The organism is Halomonas sp. HG01 (genome assembly GCF_000968715.2).
Classification (GTDB): domain Bacteria; phylum Pseudomonadota; class Gammaproteobacteria; order Pseudomonadales; family Halomonadaceae; genus Halomonas; species Halomonas halophila.
In genome coordinates, this window is sequence record NZ_CP022134.1 from 529,204 (window position 1) to 548,756 (window position 19,553).

At 70.6% G+C, this 19,553-nt stretch carries 20 protein-coding genes; 12 read left to right on the plus strand and 8 right to left on the minus strand.

Annotated elements, in window-relative coordinates; genetic code table 11:
* Positions 1–41 precede the first annotated feature (41 nt).
* On the minus strand, positions 42–1,298 hold the full coding sequence (locus tag UN84_RS02395) for an ABC transporter substrate-binding protein (protein WP_082090901.1): 1,257 nt from the start codon (positions 1,296–1,298) through the stop codon (positions 42–44).
* 241 nt (positions 1,299–1,539) lie between these two features.
* Between UN84_RS02395 and UN84_RS02400 the strand changes: the two genes are divergently transcribed.
* The 6 genes from UN84_RS02400 (at position 1,540) to UN84_RS02425 (ending at position 8,552) form a co-directional block, all read left to right on the plus strand.
* Complete coding sequence (locus UN84_RS02400) at positions 1,540–3,066, plus strand: NfeD family protein (RefSeq protein ID WP_152662862.1); 1,527 nt, start codon at positions 1,540–1,542, stop codon at positions 3,064–3,066.
* Positions 3,067–3,159: 93 nt separating this feature from the next.
* Positions 3,160–3,939: a slipin family protein gene (locus tag UN84_RS02405; RefSeq protein WP_046079276.1), complete on the plus strand. Its 780-nt coding sequence runs from the start codon at positions 3,160–3,162 to the stop codon at positions 3,937–3,939.
* 459 nt (positions 3,940–4,398) lie between these two features.
* Positions 4,399–5,889 (plus strand): SulP family inorganic anion transporter, encoded by a 1,491-nt coding sequence (locus tag UN84_RS02410; protein ID WP_046079275.1) that lies wholly within the window; start codon positions 4,399–4,401, stop codon positions 5,887–5,889.
* 72 nt (positions 5,890–5,961) lie between these two features.
* A complete protein-coding gene (locus UN84_RS02415) occupies positions 5,962–6,309 on the plus strand; it encodes a putative quinol monooxygenase (protein ID WP_035596534.1) in 348 nt (115 codons plus the stop codon).
* Positions 6,310–6,415: 106 nt separating this feature from the next.
* Positions 6,416–7,270, plus strand: a complete 855-nt coding sequence (locus tag UN84_RS02420; RefSeq protein ID WP_046079274.1) for a universal stress protein — start codon at positions 6,416–6,418, stop codon at positions 7,268–7,270.
* Positions 7,271–7,364: 94 nt separating this feature from the next.
* Positions 7,365–8,552, plus strand: a complete 1,188-nt coding sequence (locus UN84_RS02425; RefSeq protein WP_046079273.1) for an MFS transporter — start codon at positions 7,365–7,367, stop codon at positions 8,550–8,552.
* On the opposite strand, the gene UN84_RS02430 is transcribed toward UN84_RS02425, so the two are convergent.
* From UN84_RS02430 to UN84_RS02445, 4 genes are read right to left on the minus strand one after another with little or no spacing between them, the layout of a single operon-like run.
* Entirely contained in the window at positions 8,534–9,004 is a 471-nt protein-coding gene (locus UN84_RS02430) for a DoxX family protein (RefSeq protein WP_046079272.1), read from the minus strand. The two genes, UN84_RS02425 and UN84_RS02430, sit on opposite strands and share 19 nt — an antisense overlap.
* Complete coding sequence (locus UN84_RS02435; RefSeq protein WP_052719356.1) at positions 9,001–9,786, minus strand: HvfC/BufC N-terminal domain-containing protein; 786 nt, start codon at positions 9,784–9,786, stop codon at positions 9,001–9,003. The genes UN84_RS02430 and UN84_RS02435 overlap by 4 nt, the downstream gene beginning before the upstream one ends.
* Complete coding sequence (gene bufB, locus UN84_RS02440; protein ID WP_046079271.1) at positions 9,783–10,664, minus strand: MNIO family bufferin maturase; 882 nt, start codon at positions 10,662–10,664, stop codon at positions 9,783–9,785. The genes UN84_RS02435 and bufB overlap by 4 nt, the downstream gene beginning before the upstream one ends.
* 51 nt (positions 10,665–10,715) lie before the next feature.
* Positions 10,716–10,997: a BufA1 family periplasmic bufferin-type metallophore gene (locus UN84_RS02445; RefSeq protein ID WP_046079270.1), complete on the minus strand. Its 282-nt coding sequence runs from the start codon at positions 10,995–10,997 to the stop codon at positions 10,716–10,718.
* A gap of 299 nt (positions 10,998–11,296) precedes the next feature.
* Here UN84_RS02445 and UN84_RS02450 point away from each other — a divergent pair, with 299 nt between their 5' ends.
* Complete coding sequence (locus tag UN84_RS02450) at positions 11,297–11,659, plus strand: RidA family protein (RefSeq protein ID WP_046079269.1); 363 nt, start codon at positions 11,297–11,299, stop codon at positions 11,657–11,659.
* A gap of 103 nt (positions 11,660–11,762) precedes the next feature.
* On the opposite strand, the gene UN84_RS02455 is transcribed toward UN84_RS02450, so the two are convergent.
* From UN84_RS02455 to UN84_RS02465, 3 genes are read right to left on the minus strand one after another with little or no spacing between them, the layout of a single operon-like run.
* Positions 11,763–13,274, minus strand: a complete 1,512-nt coding sequence (locus tag UN84_RS02455; RefSeq protein WP_173834946.1) for a PhnE/PtxC family ABC transporter permease — start codon at positions 13,272–13,274, stop codon at positions 11,763–11,765.
* A complete protein-coding gene (locus UN84_RS02460) occupies positions 13,271–14,035 on the minus strand; it encodes an ATP-binding cassette domain-containing protein (protein WP_046079268.1) in 765 nt (254 codons plus the stop codon). Before UN84_RS02460 ends, UN84_RS02455 begins: the two co-directional genes overlap by 4 nt.
* Positions 14,035–14,889 carry a putative selenate ABC transporter substrate-binding protein gene (locus UN84_RS02465; RefSeq protein ID WP_046079267.1) on the minus strand — a complete coding sequence of 285 codons (855 nt, stop codon included), beginning with the start codon at positions 14,887–14,889 and terminating at the stop codon, positions 14,035–14,037. The genes UN84_RS02460 and UN84_RS02465 overlap by 1 nt, the downstream gene beginning before the upstream one ends.
* Positions 14,890–15,083: 194 nt before the next feature.
* Between UN84_RS02465 and UN84_RS02470 the strand changes: the two genes are divergently transcribed.
* From UN84_RS02470 to UN84_RS02490, 5 genes are all read left to right on the plus strand, one after another.
* Positions 15,084–15,833 carry a FadR/GntR family transcriptional regulator gene (locus UN84_RS02470; RefSeq protein ID WP_046079266.1) on the plus strand — a complete coding sequence of 250 codons (750 nt, stop codon included), beginning with the start codon at positions 15,084–15,086 and terminating at the stop codon, positions 15,831–15,833.
* A 76-nt stretch (positions 15,834–15,909) separates the two neighbouring features.
* Entirely contained in the window at positions 15,910–17,058 is a 1,149-nt protein-coding gene (gene dgoD / locus UN84_RS02475) for a galactonate dehydratase (RefSeq protein WP_046079265.1), read from the plus strand.
* 11 nt (positions 17,059–17,069) lie between these two features.
* Positions 17,070–18,050, plus strand: coding sequence for a 2-dehydro-3-deoxygalactonokinase (locus UN84_RS02480; protein WP_046079264.1), 981 nt, complete (start codon positions 17,070–17,072; stop codon positions 18,048–18,050).
* A gap of 16 nt (positions 18,051–18,066) precedes the next feature.
* Complete coding sequence (locus tag UN84_RS02485; RefSeq protein WP_046079263.1) at positions 18,067–18,678, plus strand: 2-dehydro-3-deoxy-6-phosphogalactonate aldolase; 612 nt, start codon at positions 18,067–18,069, stop codon at positions 18,676–18,678.
* Complete coding sequence (locus UN84_RS02490; RefSeq protein ID WP_046079262.1) at positions 18,675–19,550, plus strand: SMP-30/gluconolactonase/LRE family protein; 876 nt, start codon at positions 18,675–18,677, stop codon at positions 19,548–19,550. Before UN84_RS02485 ends, UN84_RS02490 begins: the two co-directional genes overlap by 4 nt.
* Positions 19,551–19,553 lie beyond the last annotated feature (3 nt).

Here is a 19,553-nt window from a genome sequence, read left to right on the forward strand (position 1 = left end):
GCCCCCGGCCCCAGCGCGAGATCCGGAAGGCGTCTGCCGACTCAGCCGTCGCCATAGCGCGCCAGCCAGCCGGCCTCCAGGGCCTCCATCCAGCTGGGATGCGGCTCGGGCAGCAGCCGTCCCAGCGCCTCGGGCGGCAGCCGGGCGGGGGAGGCGTCGTCGACGTCGAAGGCCGCGCGCTGCTCGGGGGTGAGGGCGTCCATGTCGAGCACCGTGGGATCGCCCCAGACCGCGATGTCCTGCTTGCGGGCCTGGGCCTCGGGCGAGAGCAGGAAGTTGGCCAGCACCATGGCCCCGGCCTTGTGGGCGGCGTTGAAGGGGATCGCCACGAAGTGCACGTTGCCCAGGGTGCCGCCGTCGAGCACGTAGCTGCGGGTACTCGGCGGCAGCCGATGGGCGGCCACCGCGGCGGCGGGCTCGGAGGGGTTGAAGGTGAAGGCCAGCGACAGTTCGCCGTCGCCCATCAGCCGCTTGAGTTCGGGGCCGCCGCTGGGGAAGTCGCGGCCCTCGCGCCACAGGTGCGGGTGCAGGGCGTCGAGAAAGTCCCACAGCGGGGCGGTCACCGCGGCCACGTCATGGGCCGAGGCCGGCTCGGCCAGCACGCTCGGGTCCTCGGTCAGCGCGATCAGCCCCTGCTTGAGGAAGGTGGTGCCGAGGAAGTCCGGCACCAGCGGGTAGGTGAAGCGCCCGGGATGGGCACGGGCCCAGTCGAGCAGCGCGGCCATGCTGCCGGGCGGCGCCTGGACGCGCTCGGCGTCGACGTAGAAGGTCAGCTGGGCCTTGCCCCAGGGCGACTCATACCCCTCGGTGGGCAGGGTGAAGTCGGTGACGACCTCGGGGTTGGCCGCCGGGGCGGTCAGTTCGAAGTTCGGCAGCAACGAGGCGAAGGGGCCGTAGAGCAGCTCGTGGCGCTTCATGGCGGCGAAGTTCTCGCCGTTGATCCACACCAGGTCGATGGCGCCGTCGTCGACGTTGCCGGCCGACTTCTCGGCGATCACCCGCGATACCGCGGCGGCGGCGTCATCGACCTTGACGTGCACCACCTCCACGTCGAAGCGCTCGTCCACCCGCTCGGCGACCCAGTCGATATAGCGATTGATGGTGGCGTCGCCGCCCCAGGCGTTCCAGTACACGGTCTGTCCCCGGGCCTCGGCCTCGATAGCGGCCCAGCGCTCGGCCGACGGCGCGTCCTGGGCTCGGGCCGGAGGAGCGGTCAGCACGTCGGCGAACGACAGGGCCGCGCCCAGCAGCAGCGGCAGGAAAGGGAGCGAGCGTGTCGGCGAGCGGCGTGAGGGCATCGAGGCGTCCTTGGCGATGGAAAGAAATGATGAGAGTGGCGTGAGGCGGCTTCGGTTGTGTCGTGGCCGCGCCGTTTTCCTTACGGCGCCACCAGCATAGCGCGGCGAGGGCGTTGCCCTCTCGGGGCGATGGTAAACGCTGGGCCCTCGTCCGTGGTCACGGCGTCTACACTGATCGGCAGGCCCTAATGCGTTCCGACGCTATGGCCTGTACCCATACCGAGATCGAGGCGAGGTTGCCATGATGTCCCGGTCGTCCCTGCCGCATCGCGTGCTGTTCTGGTTCAGCCTGGCCTGCCTGCTGATGGGCGGGCTCGCCGCCTGGCACGCCGCGGCGCAGCAGCAGCGCGACACGGCGCTGGTGATGACGCTCGACGGCGCCATCGGCCCGGCCACTGGCGATTACTTCGTGCGCGGCCTGGACATCGCCGCCGAGCGCGAGGCGAGGCTGGTGGTGGTGCAGCTGGACACCCCCGGGGGGCTCGACGCCTCCATGCGCGACATGATCTCGGCGATGCTGTCCTCGGAGATTCCGGTCGCGTTCTACGTCTCGCCCGGCGGCGCCCGGGCGGCCAGTGCCGGCACCTACCTGCTCTACGCCAGCCATGTGGCGGCCATGGCGCCGGCCACCCATCTCGGCTCGGCCACGCCGGTGCAGATCGGCGGCGGGGGCGGGCTGCCCGGCATCGGCGAGCCGGAAGCGCCGGACGACGCCGATGCGCAGGATGCGGAGCCCACGTCCGGCGGCAAGGCGAAGTCGGCCGCCGCGACGGCGTCGTCGACCGAGGGCGACGAGGCAGTCGAGACCTCGGCCGGGGCGGGCGACGACACGGCGGCGGACGATGAGGAGGCCGTGCCCAAGCGCCGCGGCGAGACCGCCATGGAGCGCAAGGTGCTGGAGGACGCCGTGGCCTATATCCGCTCGCTGGCCGATCGCCACGGCCGCAACGCCGACTGGGCCGAGGACGCGGTGCGCGAGGCGGTCAATCTCACCGCCCGGGAGGCGCTGGAGCAGAACGTCATCGACGTGCTGGCCACGGACCTCGACGACCTCCTGGCCCAGATCGACGGCCGCGAGGTGGTGATGGAGGACGGCAGCATCACCCTTCGGACCGCCGACCTCGCCGTGGAGCGTTTCGATCCCGACTGGCGCACCCGGCTGCTGGAGGTGATCACCAACCCCAATCTGGCCTACTTCCTGATGATCATCGGCTTCTACGGCCTGATCTTCGAGCTCTCCAATCCCGGTAGCCTGGTGCCGGGGACCATCGGCATCATCTGCCTGCTGCTGGCGCTGTTTGCCTTCCAGGTGCTACCCGTTAACTATGCCGGCCTGGCGCTGATCCTGGTGGGACTGGGGCTGATCGTCGGCGAGGCGCTGATGCCCAGCTTCGGCATCCTGGGCATCGGTGGCATCGTGGCCTTCGTGATCGGATCGGTGATGCTGATGGATGCGGACACCCTGAATATCTCGCTGCCGTTGATCGGCGGCATCGCCCTGGTGGCGGCGGGCCTGATGCTGTGGGTGCTGACCCGCTTCCTGGGCCTGCGCCGGCGCCCCCCGCGCACCGGTCAGGAGGAGCTGGTGGGCCTCGAGGCCGAGGCGCTGGAAGACTTCCAGGGCGAGGGTCACGTGCGCCTGCACGGCGAACGCTGGAACGCCCGCAGCGAGCAGGCGCTGCGCCGCGGACAGACGGTGCGGGTGGTCGCCATCGACGGGCTTACCGTCGACGTCGAGCCGCTTCAGGCATCGGCCGCCGAGCGCTGATATCGCCCGACGTTTCGACCCCGAGATCGATCACCCCCGAGACCGGTACGCCCTTGAAACCGATATGCCCTTGAGACCGAAAGGAGAGCCGACATGCTGATTTCCTATCTCGTGCCGCTGGTGCTGGTGCTGATGCTGATCGCGGCCTCGATCCGCATCCTGCCGGAGTACAAGCGTGGCGTGGTGTTCTTCCTGGGGCGCTTCCAGGCGGTGAAGGGCCCGGGCCTGTTCATCATCATCCCAGGCATCCAGAAGATGGAAGTGGTCGACCTGCGGGTGATCACCATGGACGTGCCCGAGCAGGACGTGATCTCACAGGACAACGTCACGGTGAAGGTCAACGCGGTGCTCTACTTCCGGGTGGTCGACCCGGAGAAGGCGATCATCCAGGTCGAGCACTTCGTCAGCGCCACCAGCCAGCTGGCCCAGACCACGCTGCGTTCGGTGCTCGGCAAGCACGACCTGGACGAGATGCTCTCCGAGCGCGACCGGCTCAACGACGACATCCAGGAGATCATCGACGCCTCGGCGGAGAGCTGGGGCATCAAGGTGGCCAACGTGGAGATCAAGCACGTCGACCTGGACGACAGCATGATCCGCGCCATCGCCCGCCAGGCCGAGGCGGAGCGTGAGCGGCGCGCCAAGGTGATCCACGCCGAGGGCGAGCTGCAGGCCTCGCAGAAGCTGCTCGAGGCCGCCAACGTCATGTCCGGCAACCCGACGTCGCTGCAGCTTCGCTACCTGCAGACCATGAGCGACATGAGCAACAAGAACGCCTCGACCATCGTGGTGCCGCTGCCCATCGACCTGGTGGAGGCCTTCAAGTCGATGACCGGCGCTGGCGCTGGCGACAACGACAAGGGGAATCCGTGATGGCAGGTGGCATGAACCGCCATCGTGTCCCCGGTGCCCCTCGTCGATCCTCGGGTCTCGCCGGATGCAGCGATCCGGCGTGTCTGGTACACTCCCGCGCTCCTGACGGGGTAGCCGGATCTGCCCGTTGTCTCGTCGATCCAACGCAAGGGAACCGACATACCGTGATGCCCTCTCGTTCCGGGCTGGCCACGCCGCCCTAGCCTTTCCCTCCCGAATTCGGGCCGCGATGACGTCGTCACGATGTCATCGCGGCCGGGCATCGTCTCGATGTCCTGGGCGCCCCGCGCCCGCCTTGCACCGTCAGCCTCTCTCCCGCAGCGCCACGATGCGTTCCATGTGCCTCGGCGCATGACCGGCGCCACGGCATCGGCCTCCTCGCGAGGCCGGGAAGGGCTGCGCACGACACGACCCTGACGCCTTCATGGCATCCACCTCCACCCTCGACTGGACCGCAGCATGACTCGATCCCTCAAGCAAGACTGGTTCTCCAACATCAAGGGCGATCTCCTGTCGGGCATCGTCGTCGCCCTGGCGCTGATTCCCGAGGCCATCGCCTTCTCGATCATCGCCGGCGTCGATCCCAAGATCGGCCTCTACGCTTCCTTCTCCATGGCGGTGATCATCGCCTTCGCCGGCGGCCGGCCGGGCATGATCTCGGCGGCCACCGGCGCCATGGCGCTGCTGATGGTCACGCTGGTCAAGGAGCACGGGCTCGAGTACCTGCTGGCCGCGACCCTGCTCACCGGCGCGCTGCAGATCGTCGCCGGCTACCTGCGCCTGGCTGACCTGATGCGCTTCGTCTCGCGCTCGGTGGTGACCGGCTTCGTCAACGCCCTGGCGATCCTGATCTTCATGGCGCAGCTGCCGGAGCTGACCAACGTCACCTGGCACGTCTATGCCATGACCGCGGCGGGTCTGGGCATCATCTATCTCTTCCCCTACCTGCCGGTGATCGGCAAGACGCTGCCGTCGCCGCTGGTGTGCATCCTGGTGCTGACCGGCGTGGCCATGGTCATGGGCCTCGACATACGCGCCGTGGGCGACATGGGCGAGCTGCCCGATACCCTGCCGGTGTTCCTGTGGCCCGATGTACCGCTCAACCTCGAGACCCTGTCGATCATCTTCCCCTACGCCATCATGCTCACCGTGGTGGGCCTGCTGGAGTCGATGATGACCGCCACCATCGTCGACGACCTGACCGACACCGAGAGCGACAAGAACCGCGAGTGCAAGGGCCAGGGCATGGCCAACATCGGTACCGGCCTGCTCGGCGGCATGGCGGGCTGCGCGATGATCGGGCAGTCGGTGATCAACATCAAATCCGGCGGTCGCGGTCGTCTTTCCACCCTGTTCGCCGGCGTGATGCTGCTGATCATGGTGGTGTTCCTCGCCGACTGGGTGTCGCAGATTCCCATGGCGGCGCTGGTGGCGGTGATGATCATGGTCTCCATCGGCACCTTCAGCTGGACCTCGATCCGCGACCTCAAGCAGCACCCGATGTCCTCCAACCTGGTGATGCTGGCCACCGTGGCGGTCACCGTGGGCACCCACAACCTGGCCATGGGCGTGTTCGTCGGCGTGCTGCTGGCGGCGTTGTTCTTCGCCAACAAGGTCGGCAACATCCTCTACATCGGCGTCGAGGAGGCCGAGGCGGGTCGTCACCGGGTCTATCGGGTGGTGGGCCAGGTGTTTTTTGCCTCCTCCGAGCGCTTCGGCCGCGCCTTCGACTTCAAGGAGAGCGTGGAGAAGGTCACCATCGACCTGTCCCGGGCACACTTCTGGGACATCACCGCCGTGCAGGCGCTGGATCGGGTGGTGATCAAGTTCCGCCGCGAGGGCACCGAGGTCGAGCTGGTCGGCCTCAACGAGGCCAGCGCCACCATCGTCGATCGCTACGCCATCCATGACGATCCGGAAGCCGTCGAGAAGCTGATGGGCGGCCACTGAGTCGCGTCAGGCATTCGGCCGCACGGGCCGGCGCGACCGCCGGCCCGCCCCACCATGACAAGGAATGACGACATGTCACAGAAGGTCTACTGCATCGCCCAGTTCCAGCCCAAGCCCGGCCGCGAGGCGGCGGTGTTCGCCGCGCTGCAGGCGCTGGAGCCCAACGCCCATCGCGAGGACGGCTGCCTCCAGTACACGGTGACGCGCCACGTCGATCACCCCAACGCCCCGGGCACGAGCTACCCGATCGTGTTCCACGAGATCTGGGCCAGCCGCGAGGCCTTCGAGGCGCACTGCAACCGCCGTGAGATCCAGCACTTCTTCGCCACCCAGGTCGAGGCCGAGGACGGCGATGTGGCCGACGCCAACGTCTGCGTCTACACCGACGAGCCCCAGGACTTCGACGCGCCGAAGCGCTGAGCCCGCCTGCCGGGCGTCAGGCAGCGTCCGGCCCTATGCAGGTCGCCGCCGATGGGGTAGAACTCAGGGCAGCGACAACGACACACGCCGGCTTCAGGACAGACAGATGACAGAACAGGTGATGGCCGCCATCGACGGCTCGCAGTTTTCCGAGGGCGTCTGCGACTACGCCGCCTGGGCCAGTCAGGCGCTGGAGGCGCCGCTGACCTTCCTGCACGTGGTCGACAACCACCCCCAGACCGCCGAGGCGGATCTCTCCGGCAACATCGGGCTGGGCTCCCGCGAGCACCTGCTCGAGGAACTCTCTCAGCTCGATGAGCAGCGCGCCAAGGTGGCTCAGGAGCAGGGCCGGCTGATGCTCAAGGCGGCCCAGGAGCGCGCCGTCGAGGACGGCGTGGCGGAGCCCGGCAGCCGCCAGCGCAACGGCACCCTGGTCGAGACCCTCGCCGAGCTGGAGGACGAGATCCGCCTGCTGGTGGTGGGCAAGCGCGGCGGCAGCGCCCACCAGGACAGCGAGCACCTGGGCTCCAACCTCGAGCGGGTGGTGCGCGGCCAGCATCGCCCGATCCTGGTGGTGCCTCAGGCCTTCAAGCGCCCCGAGAAGGTGATGATCGCCTTCGACGGCAGCAATACCACCCGCAAGGGCGTCGAGCTGCTGGCGAAGAGCCCGCTGTTCGCCGGCATCGCCTGCCACGTGGTGATCGTCGGCGCCGAGACCGGCGACAACCGCTCCCAGCTCGACTGGGCGCTCGCCACCCTGCGCGAGGCCGGCCACGAGGCCGAGGGCGCGATCCGCGCCGGCGAGGTGGAGGAGACCCTGCGTGCCTACAAGGACGAGCACGACATCGACCTGGTGGTGATGGGGGCCTACGGCCATTCCCGCATCCGTCACCTGCTGGTGGGCAGCACCACCACCGCCATGCTGCGCCACGCCAGCGTGCCGGTGCTGCTGCTGCGCTGAGCCGCGTCATCGCGCTTCAGGGCCCCGCCATGGCGGGGCCTTTTCGTGTCATCGCGCCTGTTACCGTGATGTGTCAGGGCACCGGGAGAACACCATGAGCTATCGCACCCTGCTGAGGGACCATCGGGGGCTGATGGGCATCGCCGTGCTGGCGATGTTCTCGTCGAGCCTGGGGCAGAGCTTCTTCGTCGGCCTGTTCCAGGCGCCCATCGCCGAACGGCTGGGCTTCTCCGCCGGCGAGTTCGGCACCGCCTATTCGCTGGTCACCCTGGCCGCCGGCTTCGCCATGCTGCGCCTGGGGCCCGCCATCGACTGGGTGGCGCCGCGCCGCTTCGCGCTGGCCATCCTGGCGGCGCTGGGCATCGGCATCCTGCTGCTGACCGCCTCGCCCTGGTGGCCGCTGGGGCTGCTTGGCCTGGGGCTGGTGCGCCTGTGCGGCCAGGGCATGATGAGCCACCTCGGCAACACCCTGGCCGGGCGCGAGTTCGAGGGACTGCGCGGTCGGGCCCTGGGGCTCGCCGGCATGGGGCTGATGCTCGGCGAGACCCTGCTGCCGCCGCTGGTGGCGGGGCTGCTGGTGTGGCTCGGCTGGCGCGAGCTGTGGTGGGGGCTGGTCGCGGTGCTGGCGGCGCTGTGGGTACTCGTGCTGATGCGGGCGCCCTGGCCCGAGGCGCCCGGCGCACGCCCCGACAGGGCCGCGGCGGCGCAGGGGCCGAGGCCGTTTCGCGATGCACGCTTCTGGCGCCTGCTGCCGCTGCTGATGACCCTGCCGGTGGCCATGACCGGGTTGTTCATCTATCAGGCGCAGCTGACCTCGTCGATGGGCAGCTCGCTGGCGATCTATTCCCTGGCGCTGACCGGCATGGGGCTCGCCAAGCTGCCCGGCGCGCTGCTCGGCGGGCACTGGGTGGATCGGCTGGGCGCGGTGCGCCTGGCCAGGCTCTATCTGCTGCCCTTCGCGCTGGGGCTGGTGCTGGCGCTCACCCTGGGCGGCCATCTGGCGATCTGGGCGCTGATGGTCGGCGGCGGGCTCGCCATGGGGTCTCAGGAATCCATCGCCACCAGCCTGCTGGTGCGACTGTGGGGCGCCGAACATCTGGGTCGGGTACGGGCCACGCTGAGCGCGGCCATGGTCTTCTCCACCGGCATCGCCCCGGCGGTGCTCGGCGTGGCGCTGGATCTGGGGGCGTCCTTCTCGCTGGTGCTGGCCGGCATGCTGGCGCTGTTGGTCGGCGGCTGGTGCCTGGCCCAGGGCGTGCTGCGTCAGGCCGCCGATACCTGACGGCCCAGCAGGCGGCTTAACAGGCGATCCAGCGACAGCGCGCCGGGGCCGCGCAGCAGCAGGGTCAGCAGCCCCGTGGCCCAGAGGCCGTGGGTGACCCAGGCATCGGGATAGACGAACGTCTGGATCACCAGCGTCATGAGCAGCAGGCCCAGGGCGGCCAGGCGGGTCGCCAGGCCCGCCCACAGCAGCAGCGACAGCCCGAACTCGGCCAGCGTCGCCAGCCAGGCGGCGAGCACCGGCGAGATCAGCGGCAGGGCGTACTCGTGCTCGAACAGGAAGAAGGTGCTCTGGGCGATCGAGAAGCCGTCGACCTTGGTCAGCGCCGAACGGAAGAAGACGCTACCGAGCACGATGCGCGCCAGCAGGGCCACGAGATCGAAGGGCAGCCGGTCGAGGGCCGGCTCGAGGCGGCGATAGTAGAGGCGCAGTGGCATCAGCAGCACGTTCATGGGGCGGCCTCCTCGTTCGGCTCGTCATCACTGGGCGCGGCATGGCGCTCGCACAGCGCGCCGAGGCCGAGCAGGGTGCCCAGTGCCTCGCCGGCCGCCGTCTCGCCGTGGGCCTCGGCGACCGTCGCCAGCGCGTCGCCCAGGGCCGCGCCGGGATGCTCCCGAAGCCTGCGATACAGCGTGGCGGTGACGGCGTCGATTGGCGTCAGCAGCACGCACTCGCCGCGGCGCACCGCCAGCCAGTCCTCCTCGCCGGCGACGACGGGGTCGTCCGTCGCCTCGTCCTGCTCCAGTCGCTGCCACAGCGCACCCACCGCGAAGCGACAGCGCACTCGCCGCGTGGCCGGCCGCGGCGTCACGCACAGGCGTGCCGGGTCGGGATGCTCGGCCAGCCGGGTGGCGTCCAGGGCCGGCGCCTCGGCGGCATGGCCGACGTCGAGCCGGGCGCGCTCCAGCCGGCAGACGTCGCTCGCGTAGCGATGGCCGGCCAGCGGCGGCAGGTCGTCCAGGAAGTCGGCGAAGCCGGTGCCGTAGCGAGATAACCGCGGCTCCCGGGGCAGGTGATCGCGGGCGTAGTCGCCGGCCGCGGCGGCGAAGTAGCGCGGGCCGAGCAGGGTTCGGGTATGGGGAAAGGCGGTGGCCAGGGCCTCGATCAGGCTCTGACGGACGTTGTTGCGATACACGTCGAGTCCCGCGCGCGTGCCCAGTTCGGCGGGCGTCTCGACACCGGGGGCGCGCAGGGCGGCGGCGAAGCGTCGCTGCCAGTCGGCCAGGGCGATCATGCCGGCATCCTCCTCGGCGCCTTGTCCCGTGACGCCTCGCCCGGCAGGGCGGTGGCGCGATGGGCACGGGCCAGCTCGGCCTCCTCGAGCCAGCGATCGAGCGTCGGCACGTTGGCGTCCCACTCGATCAGGGTCGGCGCCTCGGGGGCGGCGGGCGCCCAGCGGCGATACAGCGACCAGACGGCCTCGGTGACCGGGCCGCCGTGGTCGTCGATGCGCAGCGGCGGCTCGACGGCGGTGTCGAGGCTATGGCCGGCCAGGTGCATCTCACCCACGGCCTGCCAGGGCAGGGCGGCCAGGTAGGCGTCGAGGTCGCGGCCCAGGTTATGGGCGCAGATATAGGCATTGTTGAGGTCCAGCAGTAGCCCGCAGCCGGTGCGGGCCACCAGCTCGGTGAGGAAGTCGGCCTCGTCGAGCGTGTTGATCGGGATCGTCACGTAGAGGCTGGGGTTCTCGATCAGCAGCCGGCGCCCCAGCGCCTGCTGGACGATATCGATGTTGCGGGCGAGCAGCGCCAGGCTCTCCTCGGTCAGCGGCACCGGCAGCAGGTCGTTGTAGCAGTCGCCGTCGAGCCGGCTCCAGGCCAGGTGCTCCGAGACCAGCGCCGGCGATAGCCGATTCACCAGCTCGACCAGCCGGGCGAGGTGCGCCGGGTCGGGGCGCTCGGCGCCGCCCAGCGACAGCCCCACGCCGTGTACCGAGAGCGGATAGCGCTCGGCCAGTTCAAGGAGCTCCTCGCGGGCGGGACCACCCGCGCTCATGTGGTTCTCGGCATGCAGCTCCAGGAAATCCGCCGTCCGGGGGGCGGCGAGCAGCGCCTGTGCATGCTGCGGCTTGAAGCCGATGCCCACGGCATTCGGCGTCAGGGACGGTGACATGGCGATCTCCTTGTCAGCGCCGGCCCGCCGCGTGGCGGGCCGGCATGGCCATCAGGGACGCTCGATCTCGCTCAGGCTGCCCATACCGTGGGGCGTCTCGATGCTGGTGCAGGTGCCTTCCGGCACCAGCGTCCAGGCGTTGCCCTGGTAGTCCACGGTGGAGGTGCCGGCGCAGGTGGTGCCCGGGCCCGCCTTGCAGTCGTTCTGGCCGGCCAGGGCCACGCCGTAGCACTTCTCCATGGCTTCGTCGTCCTGGGCCTGGGCGGCGCTCATGGCGCCCGCCTGGGCGATGGCGGTGGTGAACACGGCAGCCAGCATGGTGGAACGCTTCATGGGATCTCTCCTTCTGGGTCGTCGGGTGCGCCTCGTGGCGATTCGCCTGATACGCCCTGCTCTGTCGTGGCGATGGGGAAAGACTTACAGCGCGACAATCGCACGACGATGTTCATGCCGCCGAAGGCAGAGGAAGCATGAATGCCTCATCATTCATTTGGATGATATTTCTGCTTTAGTTTTGAAGATTGGTTGATATCGCTATATATGTGAAAAACTTTGGTAGGCGTGACGGGTCGCTAAGCCTTGCACTGCGGTAAGATCGAGGGCCTTTTTTTATCGACTTCAGGAGCGATGCCATGACCCTCCAGCGCCATGACACCAAGGCCCGCATGAGCCGGGCCGTGATCCACAACGGCGTGGCCTACCTGTGCGGCCAGGTGGCCGGCCCCGAGGCCCGCCAGGGCGACATCACCGAGCAGACCGAGAGCATGCTGGCCCGCGTCGATGGCCTGCTGGCCGAGATCGGCTCCGACCGCGAGCACCTGCTGACCGCCACCGTCTACCTCAAGGACGGCAACGACGTCGCGGCCATGAACGCCGTGTGGGACGCCTGGGTGCCCGAGGGCCACGCCCCGGCGCGGACCTGCGTCTGCGCGCCGCTGCCGGCCGATGAGCTCAAGGTAGAAGTCACCGTCACCGCCCTGGTGAAGGACGCTTGAGCGGATCGGCGACCGGGCGCTCTCGATGAGCGTCCATAAAAGCTAAAAGGCCGACGCATCATGCGTCGGCCTTTTTCGTTGGCGTCACTGCCTGACGATCGGTTCAGCGCAGGCAGGGGTCTTCGAGCGGCACCTCCCGGGGCCTGAGCCGGCGCGAGAGGGCATCCACGGCGATGTTGAGCCCGGCGGTGACCAGCAGCAGGAAGGCTGCCGTGTCGAACATCAGGTACTGGAAGTTCTCGTCGATGTAGTAACCGAGCGTCGCCACCCCCAGCATGCCGAGGATCGCCGTCTCGCGCAGGATCACCTCGGCCCGGTAGTAGAGCAGGGCCAGCAGGCTGGGGTAGACCCGCGGCAGCAGCTCGTAGGCGAGCCGCCCGGAGGCGGGCAGCCCGGGCATGGCGGGCTCCAGGCCGTCGGCGTGGCGGGCGGCGAGGAAGGCGATCAACGCGCCGTTGTGCAGCGCCAGGGCCAGCCAGGCGGGCAGCAGCGAGGGGCCGAGCAGCAGTAGGAAGACGAAGGCCAGCATCAGCTCCGGCGTCGAGCGCAGCAACACCAGCAGCCCGCGGCCGGCCAGCCGGGTCGCCGGATGGCCGAAGTGGCGGCTGGCCAGCGGCCACAGCGCCATCGCCACCAGCAGCGCGCCGACGGTGCCGAGCAGCGCCAGCAGCAGGGTGTTGCCGATGGCCGGGCCGAGCTCGGGGATGCTGGCGAACCAGTCGGCCAGCCCCGCCCAGTCGCCCGCCAGCAGCGGCGCCGGCCACAGGTCCTGGCTGACGAAGCGCCACAGCAGTCCGCCGTCCATCGCCGGCCAGGGGCCGAGCAGGAAGACGCCGCCGGCCAGCAGCAGCGGCACCAGCCGCCGGTGGCTCCACCAGGGCAGGGTGGCGATCAGCAGGTAGAAGCACCACAGCAGGGCGCCGGCCTCCGCATAGCGGCCCTCGCGGAAGGCGGTCTCGAGCTGGAAGCCCAGCGTCGGCAGGCCGACGAAGCCCAGCAGCACGCTGGCGCGCAGGCCGCACTCGAAGCGGTAGCGGGTGTAGGCGGCGAGCTGGGTCCAGGCCAGCGGCAGCTCGGCGTAGAGGAAGCGCGACAGCCGGCCGACGCCGGGCGGCAGGGCATCGGCCGGCGCGCGCGGGGTCTGCTCGAGGATCTCGGCGAACACCTTGGCGAAGATGCCGGCGTAGGGAATCGCCAGCGCCGCCAGGGCGGTCAGCGCCGAGAGGCCGAACACCTGCAGGAACAGCAGCGCCCAGAACAGCTCGTGGATGGCGCGCACGAAGGCGCAGCCGGCGCGCACCAGCCGCGAACGGGCGAACAGCAGCGCCAGCGGAAATCCCAGCACCACGCCGGCCAGCGTGCCCCACAGCGCCACCGAGACGGTCAGCCCCAGGGCATGGAAGGGCGACTCGACGCCGGCGAAGTCCGGCCAGGCCAGGCCCTGGAGCATTCGCCCGAGTTCCGTCCACGGGTCGCGGGTGACCACCGACAGATCGGCCAGCGGCAGCAGCAGCACCGCCAGGGCGATCAGCGTCAGGGTGTGGCGGGCCAGGCGCGGGCCCGTGGCGCGGCCGGCCAGCCAGGACGGCCGACGCGGCAGGGTGGCCTCGCTCATGCACGCCCCCGGGAGCAGGGCAGGGACGCCGGCGAGGGCGCCGCGGGTTCGGGGGGCTCCCCGGACGGGGCGGTATCGTCGGCGTCCGGATAGAGGGCGTCGAGGTCGGCCAGGCTCAGCGTCGACGCCGGGGCGTCGATCACCAGCCGGCCGTCGCGCACGCCCCAGACGCGGTCGAAGCGGGTCAGCGCCAGTTCGCGCTGGTGCAGGGCGATTACGCTGGTGGCGTGGCGTTCCTCGATCAGTCCCAGCAGGCGGTGGGCCTGGTGGGGATCGACGCTGGCCACCGGCTCGTCGCCCAGGAACACCTCACGCTGCTGGTAGAGCGCCCGGGCGATGGCGGTGCGCTGGCGCTGGCCGCCGGACAGCTGCCCCACGGGGCGGCGCATCAGCCCGTCCAGGCCGACCAGCGTGCACAGCGCGGCCACCTCGCCCCAGGGGCCGCGCAGCGGCCGCACCAGGTTCCACAGATTGGCCAGCGCCGAATGCTCGGCGAGCCGGCCCATGTAGACGTTGTGATAGACCGCCAGCCCCGGCACCAGGCCGTGGTGCTGCGGGCACCAGGCGACCGTATCGCCGAGCCGCGTGCGCAGGGCCGCCAGCAGCGTGGACTTGCCGGCCCCGCTGGGGCCAAGCAGGGCGACGCGCTCGCCGCGCGCCAGCCGCAGATGCACCCGGGGCAGCACCACCCGCTCGCCGTGGCCCAGATCGATGCCGTCGAGCGTCAGCAGTGTCTCGCCCGTGTCTGCCGTCGGCGCCATCAGCGCAGCAGGCCGAGCTCTTCCGCGACGTCCTCGATCGGCGCGTACATGGTGTTGTCGGCGGGGATGAAGGCCGAACGCGGGAAGCTGTCGAGCAGCTCGGGGTCGTCCATCCCCAGCAGCGCCGCGCGGACCCGGTCGGAGAAGCCCTCGCCGTAGCGCTCGTCGGCGTCGCCGCGCAGCGTCCACTGGTAGTCGGGGTAGCTCGGCGTGGTCCAGATCACCTGCACCTGGTCGGTGTCGACGCGGCCATCCTCCACCGCGGCGTCCCACACCGCGTAGTTGACCGCGCCCAGCTCGTAGGTGCCGGCCTCGACCAGGGCGATGGTGCGCGAGTGATCGCCGGAGAAGCCGACCCGCGAGAACAGCTCGTCCGGCGCCTCGCCGAAGCGCTGACGCAGGTAGTGCTCGGGCATCAGGCGCCCGGAGGTGGAGGTCTTGGAGCCGAAGGTGAAGCTCATGTCCTCGATCGCGTCGGGCAGCTCGTCCCCTTCTTCCAGCCCCGTCGACTGGTGGGCTATGAAGTAGGTCTCGAAGGCCGCGTCCTCGGCGCCCTGGGCGATGGCCTGGGAGCCCGGCACCAGGCGGCGCGCCTGGACGCCGGAGAGGCCGCCGAACCAGGCCAGCTGGACCTGGTCGTTGCGGAAGGCGGTGACCGCCGCGCCGTAGGACTTCACCGGCACGTATTCCACCTCGACGTCGAGCCGCTCCTCGAGGTAGTCGGCGACCTGGGAGAAGCGCTCGACCAGGCGCGACTGGTCCTCGTCGGGGATGGCGGTGAAGCGGAAGGTATCGGCGGCCGCACCCTGGGCGAACAGGGCGAGGGCGGCGGCGGAAGCGGCGATCCAGCGCATGGGCGGTCTCCTGGAAGGAAGCGGAAGGGGGTTATTGTTGTGGCTGGTGGCGGGCATGGCAAGCCTGTCGTCAGGTAACCATTGGACCAAAGGCGCATGACGCGAGGCCCCGGAGCGGCTAGACTCTGTGGCCATAAATGTCTGACATTTCGTCCGCGACGTCCGAGGCGCCGCGACCCCGTGAGGAACCATCGATGAGTCTCGAGGATCTGGGCCCCCACCTGGGCGATGCCGACGCCCTCGCCCGGCGGCTGGCTCGGGCGCTGCTCGGCGGGCGCTGGCAGCCCGGCGACGCCTTCCCCAAGGAGCTGGACATCGCCGCCCACTGCGCCGTCAGCCGCAACCTGGTGCGCAACGCCCTGGCCAGCCTGACCGCCGCGGGCTTGCTCGAGCGCACCGCCGGGCGCGGCACCCGGGTGCGTGAGGTCGGCGACTGGCATCTGCTCGATCCGCAGATGAGCGACTGGCTGGTCGGCCTGACGCATCCCCAGCCGCAGCTGGTGCGCGAGCTGCTGGCGTTCCGCTACTCCGCGGAGCCGGTGGTGGCGGAACTGGCCGCCCGCGCCGCCGGGGACGACGATCTGGCCCGCCTCGAGGCGGCCTTCCGCGGCATGGAAGACACCGCTGATGCCTCGGCGCTGGCCGGCCAGCACGTGGAGTACGACGTGGCCTTCCACGAGGCCATCTACGAGGCCAGCCACAACCTGATCTGGCGCCAGATGGGGCACCTGCTGCGGCCGTCGATCCTGGCCCTGGTGCAGCACTCCCAGCGCCCTGCCCGCGGCGACGACGGCCTCGGCGACAGCCTGGCGCGTCACGGCGCGGTGCTGGAGGCGATCAAGGGCGGCGACGGGCCGCGTGCCGCCCGGGCCGCCCGCGAGGTGCTGGGCCGCACCGCCCGCGACCTGGGCGTCGACACCGATACCGGCGCCCGCGCCGACTGAGTCGACGGATTATCCACGGTCGCCCTGCGGCGGCCGTTCACGCTTGACCGTTCATGCTTTCAGAAAGGAGCCATCCATGAAGATCACCCGACTCAAGACCTGGCAGGTGCCGCCGCGCTGGCTGTTTCTCAAGATCGAGACCGACGAGGGCGTCTACGGCTGGGGTGAGCCGGTCATCGAAGGCCGTGCCGCCACCGTCGAGGCCGCGGTCCACGAGCTGTCCGACTATCTGATCGGCCAGGACCCGCACCGCATCGAGCACCTGTGGAACACGATGTACCGCGCCGGTTTCTACCGCGGCGGGCCGATCCTGATGAGCGCCATCGCCGGCATCGACCAGGCGCTGTGGGACCTCAAGGGCCGCGACCTGGGCGTGCCCGTGCACCAGCTGCTGGGCGGCGCCGTGCGCGACAAGATGCGCATGTACGCCTGGACCGGCGGCGACCGGCCGAGTGACGTGGGCGAGGGCGCCAAGGCGCTGGTCGATCAGGGCTTCACCGCCTTCAAGATGAACGGCACCCCGGAGCTGCAGATCGTCGACAGCCATCGCAAGGTCGACGAGGCCGTGGCGCGGGTCTCCGAGGCCCGCGAGGCGGTGGGTCCGGACGTCGGCATCGGCATCGACTTCCACGGCCGCGTGCACCGGCCCATGGCCAAGGCGCTGCTGCGCGAGCTGGAGCCCTTCCACCCGATGTTCGTCGAGGAGCCGGTGGCCCCCGAGCACCTGCCCAGCCTCAAGCACATCGCCGGCGGGCTCGGCTATCCGCTGGCCACCGGCGAGCGCCTGCATACCCGCTTCGAGTTCCGCGATCTGCTGGCCGACGGCATGATCGACATCGTCCAGCCCGATCTCTCGCACTGCGGCGGCATCAGCGAGGGCCTGAAGATCGCCGCCCTGGCCTCCGCCCACGACGTGGCCATGGCCCCGCACTGCCCGCTCGGCCCGCTGACGCTGGCCACCTCGCTGCACGTGGATGCGGTCAGCCACAACGCCTTCATCCAGGAACAGAGCATGGGCATCCACTACAACAAGGACAACGACGTGCTCGACTACCTGGTCGACAAGTCGGCGCTCAGCATCGAGGACGGCTTCTGCGCCATTCCCCAGGGGCCGGGGCTGGGCGTGGAGATCGACGAGGCCTTCGTCGAGGAGCGCGCCAAGGTGGGCCATCGCTGGCGCAACCCGGTGTGGACCCACGATGACGGCTCCATCGCCGAATGGTAAGCGAGGCCGAGATGACTCAAGCGATTTCCGCACGGCTGGCCTGGGTCGCCGTCGACTGGGGCTCCAGCAACCTGCGCGCCTGGGCCATGGACGCGGGCGGTGAGGTGCTGGCCGAGGCCGAGGCCGCCCGAGGCATGCTGGGCCTGGCCCCGGCCGACTATGAGCCGGCGCTGCTGGCCGCCATCGGCGACTGGCTGCCGGCCGAGGGCCGCATCACGGTGCTGGTGTGTGGCATGGCCGGCGCCCGCCAGGGCTGGCGCGAGGCGCCGTACCGGCCGGTACCCACCGCGCTCGATGCCCTGGCCGAGGGCGCGGTGAGCCCGGCCGTCGACGATTCTCGCCTCGACGTGCGCCTGCTGCCCGGCCTGTGCCAGGGCGCGGACGCCGGCGGCTTCGACGTGATGCGCGGCGAGGAGACCCAGCTCGCCGGCCTGGCGGCCCTCGAGTCCGGCGTCTCCGGCCTCGTCTGCCTGCCCGGCACCCACGCCAAGTGGGCGACCCTCGACAGCGGCCGGGTCGAGCGTTTCCATACCTACATGACCGGCGAGCTCTATCGCCTGCTGGCCGAACGCTCCGTGCTGGCCCACTCGCTCTCCGAGGACGACCTCGAGGACTCGGCCTGCCGCGAGGCCTTCAGCGCCGCGGTGGCCGAGGCCGCCGCCGCGCCCGAGGCCTTCACCCGGACGCTGTTCGGGCTGCGCGCCATGGACCTGCTCGACGATGCCCTGCCGAGCGGCGAGGCCCGCGGCGCCGTGCTGGCGGCCCGGCTCTCCGGGCTCGCCATCGGCCTGGAGCTGGCCGGCGCCTGTGGCGAGCTGGCCGCAGGCCAGAGCGTGCGGCTGATCGGCGGCGAGGCGCTGTGCCGCCGCTACGCCCTGGCGCTCTCGGCGCTGGGCCACTCAAGCGAGATCATCGCCAACCGGCGCGCGGTGCTGGCCGGCCTCGGGCTGGCTCACGCCGCCCTCGCGCACGATGCCCTTGACCATGACTGAACAGGAGTCTTGTCCCATGTCCCTTCCGCTGATCGGTATCCTGCGCGGCATCACCCCCGACGAGGTGGTCGAGGTCGGCGAGGCGCTGCTCGCCGCCGGCCTCGACCGCCTCGAGGTGCCGCTGAACTCCCCCGAGCCGCTGGAGAGCATCCGCCGCCTGGTGCAGGCGCTGGGCGATCGCGCCGCTGTGGGCGCCGGCACCGTGCTGACGCCCGAGCAGGTGCATGATGTGCATGCCGTCGGCGGCCGGCTGATCGTGTCGCCCAACTGCCGCCCAGCGGTGATCGAGGAGACCCGCCGGCTGGGCATGGCGTCCTATCCCGGCATCGTCACGCCTTCCGAGGCCTTCGATGCCCTGGATGCGGGCGCCACGGCGCTCAAGCTGTTCCCGGCGGTGCAGGTCGGCCTCGAAGGGATGAAGGCGGTGCGCGCGGTGCTGCCGGCGGGGACCGAGCTCTATGCCGTGGGCGGCATCGGCGTCGACAACTTCGCCCAGTGGCGGGCCGCCGGCGTCGACGGCGCCGGGCTCGGCAGCGCTCTCTACCAGCCCGGCCTCGGCGCCGAAGAGGTCGGCGAGCGGGCGCGCAAGCTGGTCGAGGCCTGGCAGGCCGCGGATCCGACGGCATGAGTAATGTGGCGCGTGTGGCGGTGGCCAGCGGCTGCGAGCTGGGCGAGGGGCCCCAGTGGCACGCGGCGTCCGGCCGCCTGGTGTGGTGCGACATCCTCGGCCAGCGGCTGCACTGGCTGGAGGTGGAAAGCGGCGAGACCGGCACGATCGAGCTCGATCACATGGCCTCGCTGGCCGCGCCGCTGGACGACGGCGGAATGCTGGTGGTGGGCGAGGATCGCCTGAGCCGCCTGGACCCCGCCTCCGGCGAGATCGAGCGGCTGATGGGCTTCGAGGGCGACAACGCCGTCACCCGCAGCAACGACGCGCGGGTGGATCGTCACGGCAGCCTGTGGCTGTCGAGCATGGGCAAGGGCGCCGAAAGCGGCGCCGGCAGCCTCTACCGGCTGCATCGCGGCGAGCTTTCGCGGCTCAGGAGCGGGCTGACGATTCCCAACGCGATCTGCTTCTCGCCCCGGGGCGAGCACGCCCACTTCGCCGACACGGCCCGCGGCATCGTCTATCGTTGGGCGCTGGACGCCGAAGGCTGGCCGGTCGGCGAGCCCGAGCCCTGGGTGGACTTCACTCAGCGCGAGGGCAATCCCGACGGCGCGGTGATCGACGCCGAAGGTGCCATGTGGCTGGCGCTGTGGGGCGCCGGCAAGGTGGTGCGCCTGGACCGCGAGGGCCGCGAGATCGGCGCCATTGTCCTTCCTACCTCCCAGCCCTCCTGCCCGGCCTTCGGCGGCCCGGGGCTGGCCTCGCTCTACATCACCACCGCCCGCGAGGGCATGAGCGCCGAGCAGCGGGCCCGCGAGCCCGGGGCCGGCGACCTGTTCGTCGCCGAGCTTGCGGTGCGGGGGCTCGCCGAGCCGACGCTGCGGCTCGGCTGAGCC